The organism is Amycolatopsis sp. NPDC045836, from assembly GCF_056431745.1.
Window position 1 is genome coordinate 146546 of record NZ_JBWKKF010000006.1, and the last position, 15930, is coordinate 162475.

Genomic DNA, 15930 nt, shown 5'->3' on the forward strand with positions numbered 1-15930 from the left:
CCCGCAAGACAGGGAGGCAGCTCGTGGCTGACCCGAACGGTTTTCTGAAGTACGAGCGGGCCGAGGCGAAGAAGCGCCCGGTCGACGAACGGCTGGGCGACTGGGCCGAGGTCTACGAAGCGATCACCCCGGCCGAGCGCAACGAGCAGGTGCGCACCCAGGCCACGCGCTGCATGGACTGCGGCATCCCGTTCTGCCACTCCGGGACCGCGGGCTGCCCGCTGGGCAACCTGATCCCGGAGTGGAACGACCTGGTGCGCCGCGGTGACTGGGCGGCGGCCAGCGATCGCCTGCACGCCACCAACAACTTCCCCGAGTTCACCGGCAAGCTGTGCCCGGCGCCCTGCGAAGCCGGTTGCGTGCTCTCGATCTCGCCGTTCTCCGGTGGCCCGGTGACGATCAAGCGGGTCGAGCAGACCATCGCCGACCAGTCCTGGGAAGCCGGTTACGTGCAGCCGCAGGTGTCCGCGGTGTCCTCGGGGCAGCGGGTGGCCGTGGTCGGTTCCGGCCCGGCCGGGCTCGCCGCCGCGCAGCAGCTGACGCGGGCCGGGCACGAGGTCACCGTGTTCGAGCGGGACGACCGGCTCGGCGGGCTGCTGCGGTACGGCATCCCCGAGTTCAAGATGGAGAAGAAGGTGCTGGACCGGCGGCTCGCGCAGCTCCGCAAGGAGGGCACGAAGTTCGTCACCGGCTGCGAGGTCGGCGTGGACCTGACCGTGGCGGAGCTGAACGAGCGCTTCGACGCGGTGGTGCTCGCCGTCGGCGCGCTGCGTGGCCGCGACGACCGGGAAACGCCGGGCCGCGAGCTGGGCGGGGTGCACCTGGCGATGGAGCACCTGGTGCCCGCCAACCGGTACGTCGAGGGCGACGGCCCACCGGAGATCGACGCGCGCGGCAAGCACGTGGTGATCATCGGCGGCGGTGACACCGGCGCCGACTGCTACGGCACCGCGACCCGGCAGGGCGCGCTTTCGGTGACCCAGCTGGACCAGTACCCGCAACCACCGTCCACAAGGGACGACGAGCGGTCGCCGTGGCCGTCCTGGCCCTACATCCTGCGCACCTACCCGGCGCACGAGGAGGCGGGGGAGCGGAAGTTCGCCGTCGCGGTGAAGCGCTTCGTCGGCGACGACGACGGCAACGTGCGGGCGATCGAGCTGCAGCAGGTGAAGGTCACCAAGGACCCGGAAACCGGCAGGCGACAGGTGGTGCCGACCAGCGACGAGGTGCAGGAACTGCCCGCCGACCTGGTGCTGCTGGCGATCGGTTTCGAAGGCGTGGAGCACATGGCCCTGCTCGACGGCCTCGGCCTCTCCCTGACCAAGCGCGGCACCCTCTCCTGCGGCGCCGACTGGCAGACCTCCGCCCCCGGCGTCTTCGTCTGCGGCGACGCCCACCGCGGCGCCTCACTGGTGGTGTGGGCCATCGCCGAAGGCCGCTCGGTGGCGAACGCCGTGGACGCCTACCTGACCGGCGCCTCAGACCTACCGGCCCCCGTGCACCCCACCGCCCTGCCACTGGCAGTGGTCTAAGAAACCCAGGGGAACACCGGCGGGCAAAGCAAGCAAAAGCGAACCCGGGCACACAAGGCGGGGCTCACCCACACCCCCCGCCCCATCCCGGTCCACAGCCAAGAACACGGCGAAGACCCCGATGTCAAGGCATCTTTCCCGCCTTGACATCGGGGTCTTCGCCGTAGTCACACTGAAAAACCGGGGTGGCTCCGGCAAACGACACAGCGTTCGCCGGTAGTCGGGTCCGATCGATTTCGCCCGCTCGTGAAAGGCACACCGGGACACCGGCCCAGGAGTTAGAGTCCCGGTGTTGTCCGTTCACCCGAGGAGGAATCGATGGTCTTCCGGAGGATCGCCGCGGCCGCACTGCTCGGCGGTGCCGCGTTCGGCGGGCTCGTGGCCCCGGCCGCTGCGGCCGAACCCGCAGCCTTCCCCTACGTGGTCGCCACCTATCCGCTGAACCCGCAGGGCTGGGCCGACTGCGGCAACGCCGCGCAGGTGGTGCAGGGCTGGTGCCGGGTCGACGGGGAGACCGGCGCGCACATCAACCTGTGGGACTGGTACGAGTGAGCCTCACGGAATGATCCGCCGCTCCCGCAGCTCGTCGAACAACCGCCACAACATCTCTTCAGTGTCAACGAATTCACCGAACCCGAACCGCCGAGCCTTCGAACCGTCAGCGAACATGTCGTAGTCCCAGGACAGCACGAAATCCACGAACGGCCACGCCGAAACCTCCTGGTACGGCGTCGCTGCCAGCCCGTGCTCGGCGACGATCCGCTCCCACAACGGCTCCTTGTCCGCCATCACCACCTCCAGCGACATCGGCAGCGGGGGAGCGGCCTCCATCCCGAAGTACCGCGCGATCTTCGGCCAGAGGTCGTTCCACCGGAACAGGTCCCCGTTGTTGATGTTGAACGCCTGGTTCGCGCAGCGTTCGTCGGTGGCCGCCCAGACGGTGGCGCGGGCGAGCAGTCCGGCGTCGGTCATTTCGAGCAGTTTGTCGTAGGCGCCGGGCTTCCCGGGGAAGCGCAGCGGCAACCCCAGTTCCTTGGACACGGTCGCGTAGACCGCGATCGACACGACCAGGTTCATCGGGTTCCCCAGCGCGGTGCCGCCGACCACGGCCGGGCGGATCGCCGACCAGGTCCAGGACTTCCCCCGCTGCCGCCGGTCCAGGAACTCCTGCTGGTCCACGTTGAACTCCGGCGGCATGTGCCCGGCGTCGTCCTCGCGGGCGGGTGTCTTGAACGGGCCGAGGTGCGCCCCGTAGACCTTGTACCCCTGCATCAGGCTGACGTGCCGCAGGCCGGGGGCGACCGGCTCGATCGCGTCGACCACGTTGACCAGCATCGCCAGGTTAGGCGGCACGAGCTCGGCCCAGGTCGGGCGGTCCTGGTAGGCGGCGTAGAACACGTGCGTCACCTCGGTCAGCCCGCCGAGCTTCTCGCGGCAGTCGGCGGCGTCGAGCAGGTCGACGGCCACGTGCCGCACCTTCGGCGACGGGGCACCACCGCGCCGGGACAGGCCGATGACCGTCCAGTCGCCCAGGGCGGTGAGGTGCTCCACCAGGTTGCTGCCGATGACTCCGTGTGCGCCCACGACCAGGGCGACCTTGTTGCTCATGCCTCCGATGTTCGACGAGCATGGAACATAAGTCCAAGTCTCGTTTCTCATCAGCTCGATAAGATCCATTCATGAGCACGCTGCGCCGCTTCGAGTACCTGGTCGCCGTGGTCGACGAGGGCTCGTTCACCCGCGCCGCGGCCCGGCTGCACGTGACCCAGCCCGCGTTGTCGCACCAGATCCGCGCGCTGGAACGGGATGCGGGCGGCGCACTGCTGGAACGGCAGCCGGTCCGGCTGACCGCGATGGGCCGCGCCATGCTGCCGCACGCCAAGGCCGCGCTGGCCGACGCCGAACGGGCCGTCTGCGCAGCCAGGCAGGCGGGTGGGCTGGAGGCGGCGGACCTGCGCGTGGCCACGGTGTACTCGGTCAGCCTCGGGGTGCTGCCGCCGGTGCTGCGGGAGTGGAGCCGCCGGCACCCCGGCGTGGCGATCACGCTGTTCGAGCACCGGCACACCGGCGAACTGCGCGAGGCGATGCTGGGCGGGCAGGCCGATCTGGCGGTCGGCCCGCGACCGGACGGCTGGGACGGCCCGGTGCGCTCACTGGGGGAGGAGGAGTTCGTGCTCGTCACCGATGACCCGGCGGCCACGGGGGAACCGGTGCGCCTCGCCGACTTCACCGAGCGCGGCTGGGTGCACTACGCGCCGGAGAACGGGCTCGCCGAGGTGCTCGACCAGGCCTGCGCGGCGGCGGGTTTCCGGCCGCGTGCGGCGATCCGTGCCGCCCAGACCGCGGCGGCGCCCCTGCTCGCCGCCGCCGGACTGGGCCCGGCGCTGGTCCCGGCGAACCTGCTGCCCGGGGGTTTGGCCGGGGTGCGCCGTCCCGATCCGCCGGTCCGCCGGGAGTTGACCGTCTACACCCGCGGCACCCCGGACCCGGTTTCCGCGGCTTTCGCCGATTTGCTCACCGAAGCCGAGTTCTAGTCGTTCTGAGAAAATTTCCACCTTCGGCCTGTACCTTCCCGTCAGGGATTATTACGCTCCCGTGCGGTTCGACCCTGCGGCAACAAATCGAAACCCTGCACTGGAGGAGCAATGCGCAAATTCCTGATGAGATCGCTCGTGGCGGGAGCGGTCGCGTCCCTCGGCCTGCTGGCGGGCACCGGCCTGGCCTCGGCCGACGCCACCGCCGCTGTTGCTGACCCGGTCTTCGACCAGCCCGCCGCGGGTGCGGTGCCCGACCTGGGGGCGCTGGTCACCAAGCTGACCCATTCGCAGGCCACCTCGCGGCTCAGCTCGTCGAACATCACCTGGTCGTCCAGCGGTGGCTGCAGTGACCGCAACCGGCCGAACTGCACCTCGTTCGACCAGGTCAACCTGGCCACCATCCAGGGCGCCCAGACGCTGAAGTCGGCTTCGGGCTGCGCGCTGAACGTCACCGGCGGCACCGAGACCGGGCACGCCAGCGGCACCTACAGCCACTGGAACGGCTACAAGCTCGACTTCTCGCTGAGCAGCTGCCTGACCAACTACATCAAGGGCAACTTCAGCTCCATCGGCGGCAACAAGTGGAAGGCCGGCTCGGGCAACATCTACTACCTCGAATCGAACCACTGGGACGTCACGTACTACAACTGCGGCGGCTGCTGAGCCACCCCGCCGGAATCGGTGCGCCATTCGGCCGCCGATTCCGGCATTCGGCCCACCACTTTCGTCGGCACCCGGCGAATGGTCTATTGCCGGAGCGTAGTCGGCTGATTACCGTCAATTGATTCCGATGAAGCGAGCATCGGTGCTGACCGCGATCGGCCTGGCCATCGGCGCGCTGCTGACCGCGCCGGCCACCGGACAGGCGGCGCAGGACGCCACCGACTACTGGACGCCGGAGAAGATGCGGGCGGCGGTGCCGGTCGAACGGCTGCTCACCGCCCCGCCACCGGTCGCGGGCGAGGTGCGCGCGGGCGCCCCCGAGCTCATCCCGGCCGCCTTCCCCACCACCGGCGCGCCGTGGACCGGCGGCGGGGACGTGGTGCACACCGCCGGCCGGGTGTTCTTCACCATGGGCGGCCGGCACGCCTCGTGCAGCGGGAACGCGGTGACCAGCGCCAACAGGAGCACGGTGATCACCGCCGGGCACTGCGTGAAGTACCAGGGCGCCTTCCACACCAACCGGATCTTCGTCCCCGCCTACGACGACGGGAACGCGCCCTTCGGCGAATGGCCGGCCACCGAAACGCTGACCACCCCGCAGTGGGAAGCCGGTGAGGACATCGACTACGACGTCGGTGCCGCGGTGGTGGCGCAGGTCGGCGGGCAGTCGCTGACCGACGTGGTCGGCTCCCAGGGCATCGCGTTCAACCAGCCGCGCAACCAGAACGTGTACACCTTCGGGTACCCCGCCGCGGACCCGTACGACGGCACCACGCTGATCCACTGCAGCGGCAGCACGTTCACCGACTTCCTGCTCACCCGGGACCACGGGATGAGCTGCGGCATGACCGGTGGGTCCAGCGGGGGACCGTGGTTCCTGCGGTTCGACGAGGCGACCGGGCGCGGGGTGCAGGCGTCGGTGAACAGCTTCGGCTACGTGTTCCTGCCCGGGTGCATGTTCGGCCCGTACTTCGGCGCGGAGGCGCAGGCGCTCTACAACGATGCGCAGGCCGCATGACCGCCGGGTGAAGGACGAACCGACCCTGGGTGTTCAATGCATGGGAATTCCGTCCCGCCGTCCGGGAGACGGGTGTCACCGCATATTCTTGACCCGTGAACTGGACAGTGGACGTTCCCGTAGACACGCTCCCTGAACTCCCCCCGCTGCCGCCGGAGTTGCGGGACCGCCTCGACCAGGCGCTGTCCCGCCCCGCGGCGCAGCAGCCCGACTGGCCGGACCCCGCGCTCACCGGCCGGGTGCGCGGCGTGCTGGAAAGCGTGCCGCCGATCACCGTGCCCGCCGAGATCGACCGGCTGCACCAGCGCCTGGCCATGGTCGCCAACGGCGAGGCGTTCCTGCTCCAGGGCGGCGACTGCGCGGAGACCTTCGAGTCCAACACCGAACCGCACATCCGCGCCAACCTGCGCACGCTGCTGCAGATGGCCGTGGTGCTCACCTACGGCGCCAGCCTGCCGGTGGTCAAGGTGGGCCGGATCGCCGGTCAGTACGCCAAGCCGCGCTCGGCCTCCACCGACTCGCTCGGCCTGCCGGTCTACCGGGGTGACATCGTCAACTCGCTGGTGGCCAAGCCGGAGCTGCGGGTGCCCGACCCCGGCCGGATGATCCGCGCCTACGCCAACGCGGGCGCGGCGATGAACCTGGTGCGCGCGCTGACCGCGGCGGGCATGGCCGACCTGGGGCAGCTGCACGACTGGAACCGCGACTTCGTGCGCACCTCGCCCGCCGGTGAGCGGTACGAGGCGCTGGCCAACGAGATCGACCGCGGCCTGCGGTTCATGTCGGCCTGCGGGGTCACCGACACCTCGCTGCACACCACCGAGATCTTCGCCAGCCACGAGGCGCTGCTGCTGGACTACGAGCGCGCGCTGCTGCGGCTGGACAAGGCCGACGCGGACAACCCCAAGCTGTACAACCTGTCCTCGCACTTCCTGTGGATCGGCGAGCGCACGCGGCAGCTGGACGGCGCGCACATCGCCTTCGCCGAGCTGCTGCACAACCCGATCGGGTTGAAGATCGGCCCGACCACCACGCCGGAGCAGGCGGTGGAGTACGTGCGCCGGCTCGACCCGCGCAACGAGCCGGGCAGGCTCACGCTGATCGCCCGCATGGGCAACGGCAAGGTGCGCGAGGTGCTGCCCGGCATCGTGGAGAAGGTCGAGGCGTCCGGGCACAAGGTCATCTGGCAGTGCGACCCGATGCACGGCAACACCCACGAGTCCTCCACCGGGTACAAGACGCGGCACTTCGACCGGATCGTGGACGAGGTGCAGGGCTTCTTCGAGGTGCACCGCAAGCTCGGCAGCTACCCCGGCGGCATCCACATCGAGCTGACCGGTGAGGACGTCACCGAATGCCTCGGCGGCGCGCAGGAGATCTCGGACGTGGACCTGGCGGGCCGCTACGAAACCGCCTGCGACCCGCGGCTGAACACGCAGCAGTCACTGGAACTGGCCTTCCTGGTCGCGGAGATGCTGCGGTCGTGAAGTCACCCGTGAGGTCGCGCCGGTGACTGGAGCGGGCTCTGGACTCGACCCCAAGGCCGTGGCCAGAGTCCGCTCCAGTCAGCGGCTCAAAAGCGATCTCGCCGTCCCGCCGGAGGCGGGGCCGGATCACGGGCACGTGCTGACCAGTTTCGCGGTGGACTTGGCGAAGGCGTCTCGCAGGGCGCCCAGGTCGGCGACGGCTTCGCCGTTGGCCTGCAGGCCGATGTGCACCGAATCGCGGTAGAGCGACACCGCGATGCCCAGCGCCTGGTTCGGCGGCAGCGGCACCACCGGGTAGAGCTCCCGCAGCGGCGCGCCGTCCAGGGTCAGCGGCAGGCCCGGCACCGGCACGTTGGTCACCACCGTGTCGAACAGCAGCGGCGCCGCCCGCCCGGCCGCCCTGGTGGCCAGCCGGTGCACCGGCGCGGGCAGCCGGTTGGCCAGGAGCGGGAAGGCACCGGGGCCGGTGGTGGTGCCCTTGGCCTTGGCGTGGTCCATCGACCGGCGCACCGCGCGCAGCCGCGCCACCGGGTCGTCCAGGCCGATCGGCAGGTCGCACAGGTGCCCCGAGAGCTGGTTGCCGTCGGTGCTGCCGGGCTGCCGGGCGCGCACGCTCACCGGGATCAGCGCCCGCAGGGTGCGCCCGTCCGCCCGCCTGGCGCGGTTGATCAGCCAGTCGCGCAGCGCCCCGGCGACGATGGCCAGCACCACGTCGTTCGTGGTGCCGCCGTGTGCCCGGCGCACCCGCCGGAGGTCGGCGAGGTCCAGCCGGACGAAACCGATGCGGCGTTCGTCCGCGTTCGGCGCCGAGATCGGCGAGACCGGGTACGGCCGCGCGGCCCGCAGCACCGACGACGCGATCGACGCGCCTTCCGCGGCCTGGGCGAACGCCGACGAGACACCGTCCTTGAGCAGTTCCAGCAGGCCGCGTGCGGACCGGGGTTCGGCGGGCTGGGCGCTGGCGGCGCGGAACGCGCGGACGCCGGGCAGTTCGTCGAGCAGGCCGGAGCCGATGGCGAACGCGCCTTCGCCGTCGGCGAGCGCGTGGTGCAGCTTGAGCAGCACGGCGAACCGGCCGCCGGGCAGGCCGTCCACCAGGCACAGCTCCCACAAGGGACGGTCCATGTCGAGCGGTTCGGCCATCCACAGCCCGGCGAAGGCGGCGAGCGGTTCCGGTTCGTACAACGAGGAGACGTGGTGCACGTGGATGTGCCGCGCCGGGTCGAAACCGGGGTCCTCGGCCCACGCCGCACCGCCCGGCGGCAGCAGCGTGGCGCGAATGTGCTTGCGCAGCTTGGGAATGCGCGTCGCGCGTGCGGCCAGCAACAGCGCCAGGCGCCCGGTGTCCACCGGATCCGGCGGCTCGAAGGTGACCACCGCCCCCAGGTGCATCGGGGTGCCTTCGCCCTCCAGGCAGAGAAAAGCCACGTCGAGTCCGCTGAGCTGGTCGCCGAGCATCGATCAGACCTCCCGGGATGGCGGTGGGTTTCCGAACTGCCAGTGCACCAGCACCACGTGTCAGGTGAATGGTCGGGGTGTTTCCCCGCGGCTAACGCATCCCTTCCTTCACTCGAAAGGAGGAAATTGGATCTTCCGTTTCCACCTCGGCGTGTAGTTTCCCGCCGTTGCCCGGTCGAAAGCAGCCACCTTTTGCCCTAAACGCGATGAAACCGTTGCCAGGTAACTAATCTCGGCTGACCAGACCGCGCGGGTGTGATCAGGCTCTGCGGCCGAGAAAGGCGAGCAGGCGGTCCCCGGCCGGGGCCGCCGGATCCACTTCGACCGGTGCGGCGAATCGCGCCGGGCGGTCGGCGCCGGTGACGAACAGCGCGGAAAGCTCGAGCATTTCCCCGGCCAGTGCCGGTGGGAGTGGACGGTCGTGCCCGCAGGCCCTGGCCACGTCCCAGCCGTGCACCGCCACCTCCAGCGCCCCGGCCCCGGCGATGACGCCCGCGGTCACCGGCGCCCCGGCCACCGACACCGGATCCGGCCGCGGCGGTCCGGCCCAGGCCCCGAGCAGGGCACCCGCCCGCGCCCGCACGGCCGCCGCCGGATCACCCGGCCCGGCGATCGCCGGGCCACCCGGTGCCGCCGGGGCGAGCCCGACGCGGCCGGACTCGGCGGCTTCGGCCAGCGCGGTGAGCGCGTCGTCCAGGTGCGCCAGCAGGGCGCGCAGATCCCAGTCGCGACACGGGGTCGGCTGCGTCATCGCCCCGTCGGTGACCAGCCGGAGGCAGCCCAGCGTGTAGCTGATCGCCCGTTCCAGCAGGGCGGTCCCGCCGGTGAGCGCTCGGGGTGGCGTCGGCATCACGGCCCGGCCCCCTGGCTCAGGCGGTGGCGGCGGGGTAGTCCGCCGGCAGCGTCTCCGGCAGGCCGAACACGGCGAACAGGCTCGCGTCGACGAAGTTCGCCACGTGGCTGATCCCGTCCGCGCCGAGGGTGAGCACCTGCAGGTTGAACGCGCGGAACCGCTCGCCGCCGGCGTCACGCAGGTAGGTGCCGTAGGCGGGCTGCCCGTTGGCCGAGGTGGCCACCAGCCGGGTGTGCCCGGGGCGGCAGGGGCACCGGCCGGCCAGGTGCCGGGCGATCCGGCCGGGGCCGAGGTACCAGCCGGCGAACGGCGGCATCTCCCAGACCGCGTCCCTGGTGAACAGTTCGATGATCGCCGGGATGTCCTTGGCCTCGAAGGCGGTGACGTAGCGGTCGAGCAGGGCGCGCTGCTCGGCCTCGGGCGGCTCGGTCACCTGGTTCTCGGTCGGCGCCACCTTCTCCAGCTGCGCGCGGGCGCGCTGCAGCACGCTGTTCACCGCGGCGGTGGAGACGCCCAGCAGTTCGGCGACCTCGGCCGCCCGCCACTTCAGCACGTCACGCAGGATCAGCACCGCCCGCTGACGCGGGGGCAGGTGCTGCAACGCGGCGACCAGGGCCAGCCGGATGCTCTCGCGGGAGGTGACGATGGCGGCCGGGTCGGCGCCGTCGGCCCCGGTGAGCGCGTCGGGCACCGGTTCCAGCCACGGCACCTCGTGCCGCTCCTGCAGGTCGTCCTCCGGCTCGCAGCCCGGCGCGCCGAGGCCGGTGGGCATCGGGCGCCTGCCGCGGCTCTCCAGCGCGGTCAGGCAGGCGCTGGTGGCGATGCGGTAGAGCCAGGTGCGCAGCGACGACCGGCCCTCGAACCGGTCGTAGGCCCGCCAGGCCCGGAGGTAGGTCTCCTGCACCAGGTCCTCGGCGTCGTGCACCGAACCGAGCATCCGGTAGCAGTGGGCCATCAGCTCGCGCCGGTACGGGTCGGCCTGGCTCAGGAAGTCACCGTCCACCCCGGTGCGCACCGTCTCCGTCATCGTTTCCACGACCTTCCTCCGCCCTGCCGATCGCCGTCCCGTCACCGGTACCGACCGGAACGGGACGGCGAACTCATCGGTCTCCCGGGAACACGTGCCCCGGGGTCGAGCGGTTCAGCGCCGGTTCACCGCAGGTCGGTCGTCGTCGGCACGACGCTGCCGTTGGTCTCCGGCTCGGGCTTGCTCGCCTGGCCCATCGCCTCCATCAGCTGGCGGGCCAGGCCGAGGCCGGTGCCGCCGAGCGAAAGCGCCTTGGCGAACATCTCGGACACCCCGTCGGCGCCGTTGAGCACCACCATGTTGTCCACGCTGCCGAACGCCTTGGCCCCGGCTTCGACGATCTCCGGCCATCGCTCGGCCAGCTGCTGCGCCACCACGGCCTCCTGGTTCTCCGCCAGCGCCGCGGCCCGCGCCTTGATCGCGTCCGCCTCGGCCAGGCCCTTCGCCTTGGCCGCCTCGGCTTCGGCGAGCCCCTTCGCCCTGGCGGCCTCCGCTTCGGCCAGGCCCTGCGCCTTCGCGGCGTGCGCCTGCGCGTCACCGGTGGCCTTGGTGGCGGCCGCACTGGCTTCACCGCGGGCCTTGGTGGCCTGCGCTTCGGCCTCGGCGGCGGTCTTCACCTTGGTCGCGTCGGCCGCGGCCCGCAGCTCGGTCTCCTTCGCCTCGGCCTGCGCCTTGGCGATCGCCGCGTCGCGCTCGGCGTCGGCGGAGGTGCGGGTGTCGTACGCCCGCGCGTCGGCGGGCTTGCGCACCTGCGACTGGAGCTTCTGCTCGGCCAGCGCGGCTTCCAGCTCCGCCGCCCTGGTCTCCTGGACCACGACCTCCTGGCGGGCCGTCGCCTCGGCCAGCGGCCCGGACTGCCCGGCCTTCGCCCGCGCCTGGTCCACTTCGGCCTGGAACCCGGCCTGCTTGATCTCGCTCTCCCGGATCGCGCCCGCCTTCTGCGCGGCGGCGACCTGCTCGGCCTCGGTGGCCTCCTGGTCGCGCTGCGCCTCGGCGATGCGCGCCGACGCGGCCACCGCGGCGGCGTGCGGCTTGCCCAGGTTCAGGATGTAGCCCGACTCGTCGTCGATCTCCTGGATCTGCAGCGAGTCGACGACCAGCCCGAGCTTGATCATCTCGTTCGCCGACGAGCTGCGGATCTCCCCGGTGAGCGCGTCCCGGTTGTGGATCATCTCCTCGATGGTCAGCCCGCCCACGATCGAGCGCAGGTGGCCGGAGAACAGCTCGTGGATGGTGTTGTTCATGCCGTCCTGCTGGTCGAGGAATCGGCGGGCGGCGTTGGCGATCGAGGCGAAGTCGTCGCCGACCTTGTAGATCACCACCGCGCGCACGGTCACCGGCAGGCCCTGCTTGGTCACGCAGGAGACCTGCAGGTTGGCACCCCTGGTGTCCAGCGAGAGCCGCCTGGCGGTCTGGAAACCGGGGATCACCAGCACACCCTTGCCGGTGATGATCTTGAACCCGAGGCTGTCCGCGGTCTCGGAGCGCTGCACGCGCACGCCCCAGCCGGAGATGATCAGGGCCTCGTTGGGCTCCGCGACCTTGTAGAGCATGCGGAGCAGGATGAACAGCACGATGATGGCGCCGACGACGACGCCGGCGAGGATCAGCGGATCCACGTCAGTCTCCCCCCAGAGTGGTGTTCGCCGGTCAGACCAGTGGCTGCCAGCGCTGGACGTAGACCGTACGCGGTGCTTCGAAATCCACCACCAGAACCTGCGTACCGTTTTCGAATCGTTCCTGACCGTCGGCCGGGTAGGCGTAGAACGCTTCCGTGCCACCGCGGACGCTGAGCAGCACCTCGCCGATCAGGCCGGGTCCGATGGTGCCGGTGACCCGGCCGCGACTGCCGATCACAAGAACGTCCGGCACTGCACCTTGGTGCCCTTGCCGACCGGTGTGCCCGCCGGCGGATTGGTCTCCACCACCAGGTTGAAGTCGTGCTTCTCGTCCTCCTTGCCGCGCTTGAAGTCCGGGTCGAGCCCGGCCTCGCGCAGGATCTTCGCCGCGTCCTTGGGCGAGCGGCCGACCACGTCGGGCACCTGCACCGCGTTGGAGACGAACACGCCGACGCGCTTGTCCCCGCCGGTCACCGTGGTGCCCCCGGCCGGGCTGGTCCTGGTCACCCGGCCGGCCGGCACGTTCTGCACGAACTCCTGCCCGGCCTCGAACGGCTGGAACCCGGCGTCGGTCAGCGCCTTGAACGCCTCCTCCTTGCTCCGGCCGGTCACGTCCGGCACCGGCAGCGGCGGCGGGCCCTTGGACAACCCGATCGACACCGGGTCGCCGAGGTTGGCCCGGCTGCCCGGAGCGGGGTCCACCTTGACCACCGCGCCCTTGGGCACGGTCGGGCTGTAGTCGTCGAGCTTGGCGTCCAGCTTCGGTTCCAGCTTGACCAGCCGGATGGCCTGCTCGGCGGTGGCCGGGTCCGCGCCCGGCTTGATGTCGGGCACCACCGGCTGGCCTTCGGAGACGACCACCGACACCTGCTCGTCGAGCAGCACCTCGGCACCGGCTTCGGGATCGGTCCGGATCACCGTGCCCGCCGGCACGGTGTTGTGCAGTTCCTTGGTGTAGGCCGGGTTCAGCTGCGCGGCCCGCAACGCGTCCCCGGCTTCGGCCTGCGACATGCCCGCCAGCTTCGGCACCTCGGCGTACCGGCCGCCGGAGTACCACCAGGAGGCCGCGCCGATCGTGCCGCCGAGCAGCACCACGACCACCGCCAGCAGGACGTACAACCGCTTGCGGGACCGCGGTGGCGGCGGCTCCTCGTAGCTCGTCGCCGGCACACCCGCCGGTGGCGACGGCGGTGGCTGCGGCACCGGAGGCCGCGGCGGCGGGGCCGCCATGGGCGGCGGCATCGGCCGGTCGTACATCTTGGTGGCCCGCGGCCCGGCCGCCGGCTGCACGGCGGGCACCGCCGGGGCGGTCGGCGCCGCGGCGATCGCCGCCAGGTGCGGGGTGGTCTTCTCCACGTCGGATTCGCGGTCGACGTCCGGGGGCGGCGGCACCGGCACCGGTACCGGCTGGATGCCGAGCTCGGCCCGCACGCGGAGCAGTTCGTCGAGGAAGGCACCCGCGTCGGCGGGCCGGGCCTCGGGGTCGCGGCGGGTGGCCCGCAGCACCAGCTGGTCGAGCGCGGGCGGGATGCCGGGGCGCAGCCGGCTCGGCGCGGGCACGTCGTCGTTCACGTGCCGGTACGCCACCGAGATCGCGGTGTCGCCGGTGTACGGCGTCCGGCCGGTGAGCATTTCGTAGAGCAGGATCCCGGCGGAGTAGACGTCGCCGCGGACGCTGGCCGCGCCGAGCGTGACCTGCTCGGGGGAGAGGTAGGCGACGGTGCCGAGGATGACGCTGGAGCTGGTGGTCCCCGCGCTGGCGACCGCCCGGACCAGGCCGAAGTCACCCACCTTGACCACCCCGGCGCCGAGCTGTCCGCCGCGGCCGATGAGCACGTTCTCCGGTTTGACGTCGCGGTGCACCAGTCCGGCGCGGTGGGCGGCGGCGAGCGCCGAGAGCACCGGCTCGGCCACCGACAGCGCCAGCGCGATGTCCAGCGGGCCCCGCTCGGTGAGCACCTCGCGCAGCGTGCCCCCGTCGACCAGCTCCATCACCAGGAAGGCGCGGCCGGTGTCGCCCGAGGTGTCCAGGCCCTGGTCGTGCACGGCGACCACGTGCTGGTGGTGCAGCTTGGCCGCGGACCGGGCTTCGCGCTCGAAGCGGTCGACGAAGGACCGGTCGTCGGCGAACCGCGGATCCATCACCTTGATCGCGACCGGGCGGTCGAGCCGGGTGTCCACGCCGCGGTACACCGAGGACATGCCACCGCGGGCGAGCAGCCGGTCGACCCGGTACCGCCGGTCGAGCAGGGCGCCGACCAGGCTGGCTTCCGTGCGTGTCACGGTTGACGATCGTACGGCTGGGACCATGCTCCTTGGGACGTGCCCTGCCGGGTGATGGTTGAGCTCGTTGAAGTTTCGTTACGCCTTCGGTGCCGGGGCGCGGGTTGTGGCACAGTGTCGGTGTGAGTGCGATTCCAGTCGCCGATGACGTCCTCGACGCCGACGTGGCCGTGCTTCCGCTCGGGGAAGTGGCCACCGCGCTCGGGCAGTCGGCCAACAAGGTCCGGCAACTGCTCCGCGACGGTCAGCTCATCGCCGTCCGCCGCGACGGCGACCTGGTCGTCCCGGCCGACTTCCTGATCGGCAACGCCATCGTCAAGGGTCTCGGCGGCACCATCACCGTGCTCGCGGACGCCGGTTTCGGCCGCACCGAGATGCTCCGCTGGCTGTTCGCCGAGGACGACACGCTGCCCGGCGCCACGCCGATCAACGCGCTGCGCACCAGCCACGGCACCGAGGTCAAGCGCCGCGCCCAGGCAATGGCCTTCTAGACCTTCTAGACCTTCTAGGCCTTCTAGGCCTTCTAGGGCCTGTCCTCAAAGCCAGAGGAGCAGGGTGGCTAGGTCGATCATGCTCCGGTAGGAGGTGGCGGTCTTGTCGAAGCGGGTGGCGATGGCGCGGAACTGTTTGAGGCGGTTGAAGCAGCGTTCGACGATGTTGCGGCGCCGGTAGGCGACCCGGTCGAAGGCCGGTGGGCGGCCACCGGCCCGGCCGCGGAGCAGCCGGTTGGCTTGCTGGTCCCGGCGTTCGGGGATGGTCGCCGGGATGTGCCGTCGGCGTAGGTAGGAACGGATGGCTCGGCTGGAGTAGCCCTTGTCCGCCAGGACCCGGCTCGGCCGGGTCGGCGGACGGCCGGGACCTGGCCTGCGGAACTCGATGCCTGCCATGACCTGGGTGAACATGGTGCAGTCGTTGACGTTGCCGCCGGTCAAGACCACCGACAGAGGCCGCCCATGGCCGTCGCAGGCCAGGTGGATCTTGGTCGTGGGTCCGCCGCGGGACCGGCCGATGGCATGATCACCTGGCTCGCTCTGCCCGCCGCACGAGTGCGCTTCCCCCTGTGCAGGACGCGGTCGTGCGGCGGGCGCCGGCGGCGTGCTGATGCGCCCGCACGATGCTGGAATCGACCGACACCTCGCGGTCGAGTTCGTCGATCGCCTCGGCGATCACCCGGACCTTCGCCACCAGCGCGGAGAGGGTGCCGGTGCGTGACCAGCGCCAGAAACGGTTGTAGACCGTCTTCCACGGTCCATACCGTTCCGGCAAGTCACGCCAGGCCACCCCGGTCTTGGCCTTGAACAGCATCCCGTTGATCACCCGACGGTCATCCACCCGCGGACGCCCCTTCGCACCCGAAACGGGCAGCAACGGCTCGATGACCTGCCACTGCTCATCAGTCAGCTCATGCCTACGCACCACGACCGAAGATCAAAGCAGATCACTGCACCAGCTT

15 protein-coding genes are annotated in these 15930 nt (G+C 71.1%); 7 read left to right on the forward strand and 8 right to left on the reverse strand.

Going from position 1 to position 15930, the window contains the following annotated elements; all coding sequences use genetic code 11:
- The first annotated feature begins 23 nt into the window (after positions 1-23).
- Together AC07EG_RS12810 and AC07EG_RS12815 are read left to right on the forward strand one after the other, a co-directional pair.
- On the forward strand, positions 24-1532 hold the full coding sequence (locus AC07EG_RS12810; protein WP_478253233.1) for a glutamate synthase subunit beta: 1509 nt from the start codon (positions 24-26) through the stop codon (positions 1530-1532).
- Positions 1533-1850: 318 nt separating this feature from the next.
- Positions 1851-2084, forward strand: a complete 234-nt coding sequence (locus AC07EG_RS12815; protein ID WP_478253234.1) for a hypothetical protein — start codon at positions 1851-1853, stop codon at positions 2082-2084.
- Positions 2085-2087: 3 nt separating this feature from the next.
- Here AC07EG_RS12815 and AC07EG_RS12820 read toward each other — a convergent pair whose 3' ends face one another.
- The gene (locus AC07EG_RS12820) at positions 2088-3140 is read right to left on the reverse strand and encodes an SDR family oxidoreductase (protein WP_478253235.1); all 1053 of its coding nucleotides are present in this window, start codon (positions 3138-3140) and stop codon (positions 2088-2090) included.
- A 71-nt stretch (positions 3141-3211) separates the two neighbouring features.
- Between AC07EG_RS12820 and AC07EG_RS12825 the strand changes: the two genes are divergently transcribed.
- From AC07EG_RS12825 to AC07EG_RS12840, 4 genes are all read left to right on the forward strand, one after another.
- Positions 3212-4066 carry a LysR family transcriptional regulator gene (locus AC07EG_RS12825; protein WP_478253236.1) on the forward strand — a complete coding sequence of 285 codons (855 nt, stop codon included), beginning with the start codon at positions 3212-3214 and terminating at the stop codon, positions 4064-4066.
- Positions 4067-4177: 111 nt separating this feature from the next.
- Complete coding sequence (locus AC07EG_RS12830) at positions 4178-4732, forward strand: hypothetical protein (RefSeq protein WP_478253237.1); 555 nt, start codon at positions 4178-4180, stop codon at positions 4730-4732.
- Positions 4733-4859: 127 nt separating this feature from the next.
- Positions 4860-5750: a trypsin-like serine peptidase gene (locus AC07EG_RS12835; protein WP_478253238.1), complete on the forward strand. Its 891-nt coding sequence runs from the start codon at positions 4860-4862 to the stop codon at positions 5748-5750.
- 95 nt (positions 5751-5845) lie between these two features.
- A complete protein-coding gene (locus AC07EG_RS12840; protein ID WP_478253239.1) occupies positions 5846-7237 on the forward strand; it encodes a class II 3-deoxy-7-phosphoheptulonate synthase in 1392 nt (463 codons plus the stop codon).
- A 126-nt stretch (positions 7238-7363) separates the two neighbouring features.
- Here the strand turns inward: AC07EG_RS12840 and AC07EG_RS12845 are convergent, their stop codons facing one another.
- The 6 genes from AC07EG_RS12845 to AC07EG_RS12870 all read right to left on the reverse strand — a co-directional run bounded on the left by AC07EG_RS12845 (position 7364) and on the right by AC07EG_RS12870 (position 14477).
- Positions 7364-8695, reverse strand: coding sequence for a wax ester/triacylglycerol synthase family O-acyltransferase (locus tag AC07EG_RS12845; protein ID WP_478253240.1), 1332 nt, complete (start codon positions 8693-8695; stop codon positions 7364-7366).
- A gap of 259 nt (positions 8696-8954) precedes the next feature.
- Positions 8955-9545 (reverse strand): TIGR03086 family metal-binding protein, encoded by a 591-nt coding sequence (locus AC07EG_RS12850; RefSeq protein WP_478253241.1) that lies wholly within the window; start codon positions 9543-9545, stop codon positions 8955-8957.
- A gap of 19 nt (positions 9546-9564) precedes the next feature.
- Entirely contained in the window at positions 9565-10575 is a 1011-nt protein-coding gene (locus AC07EG_RS12855; RefSeq protein WP_478253242.1) for a sigma-70 family RNA polymerase sigma factor, read from the reverse strand.
- 125 nt (positions 10576-10700) lie between these two features.
- A complete protein-coding gene (locus AC07EG_RS12860; RefSeq protein WP_478253243.1) occupies positions 10701-12194 on the reverse strand; it encodes an SPFH domain-containing protein in 1494 nt (497 codons plus the stop codon).
- Positions 12195-12225: 31 nt separating this feature from the next.
- Entirely contained in the window at positions 12226-12447 is a 222-nt protein-coding gene (locus AC07EG_RS12865; RefSeq protein WP_478253244.1) for a hypothetical protein, read from the reverse strand.
- Positions 12429-14477, reverse strand: coding sequence for a Stk1 family PASTA domain-containing Ser/Thr kinase (locus tag AC07EG_RS12870; protein WP_478253245.1), 2049 nt, complete (start codon positions 14475-14477; stop codon positions 12429-12431). The genes AC07EG_RS12865 and AC07EG_RS12870 overlap by 19 nt, the downstream gene beginning before the upstream one ends.
- Before the next feature lie 122 nt (positions 14478-14599).
- Between AC07EG_RS12870 and AC07EG_RS12875 the strand changes: the two genes are divergently transcribed.
- Positions 14600-14968: an Rv2175c family DNA-binding protein gene (locus AC07EG_RS12875; RefSeq protein ID WP_478253246.1), complete on the forward strand. Its 369-nt coding sequence runs from the start codon at positions 14600-14602 to the stop codon at positions 14966-14968.
- A 45-nt stretch (positions 14969-15013) separates the two neighbouring features.
- On the opposite strand, the gene AC07EG_RS12880 is transcribed toward AC07EG_RS12875, so the two are convergent.
- Positions 15014-15893 (reverse strand): IS5 family transposase gene (locus tag AC07EG_RS12880; protein WP_478253247.1). Its coding sequence is split into 2 segments (ribosomal slippage): positions 15014-15554 and positions 15553-15893, totalling 882 coding nucleotides; the frame shifts between segments, so codons are not numbered across the junction.
- Positions 15894-15930: the final 37 nt, after the last annotated feature.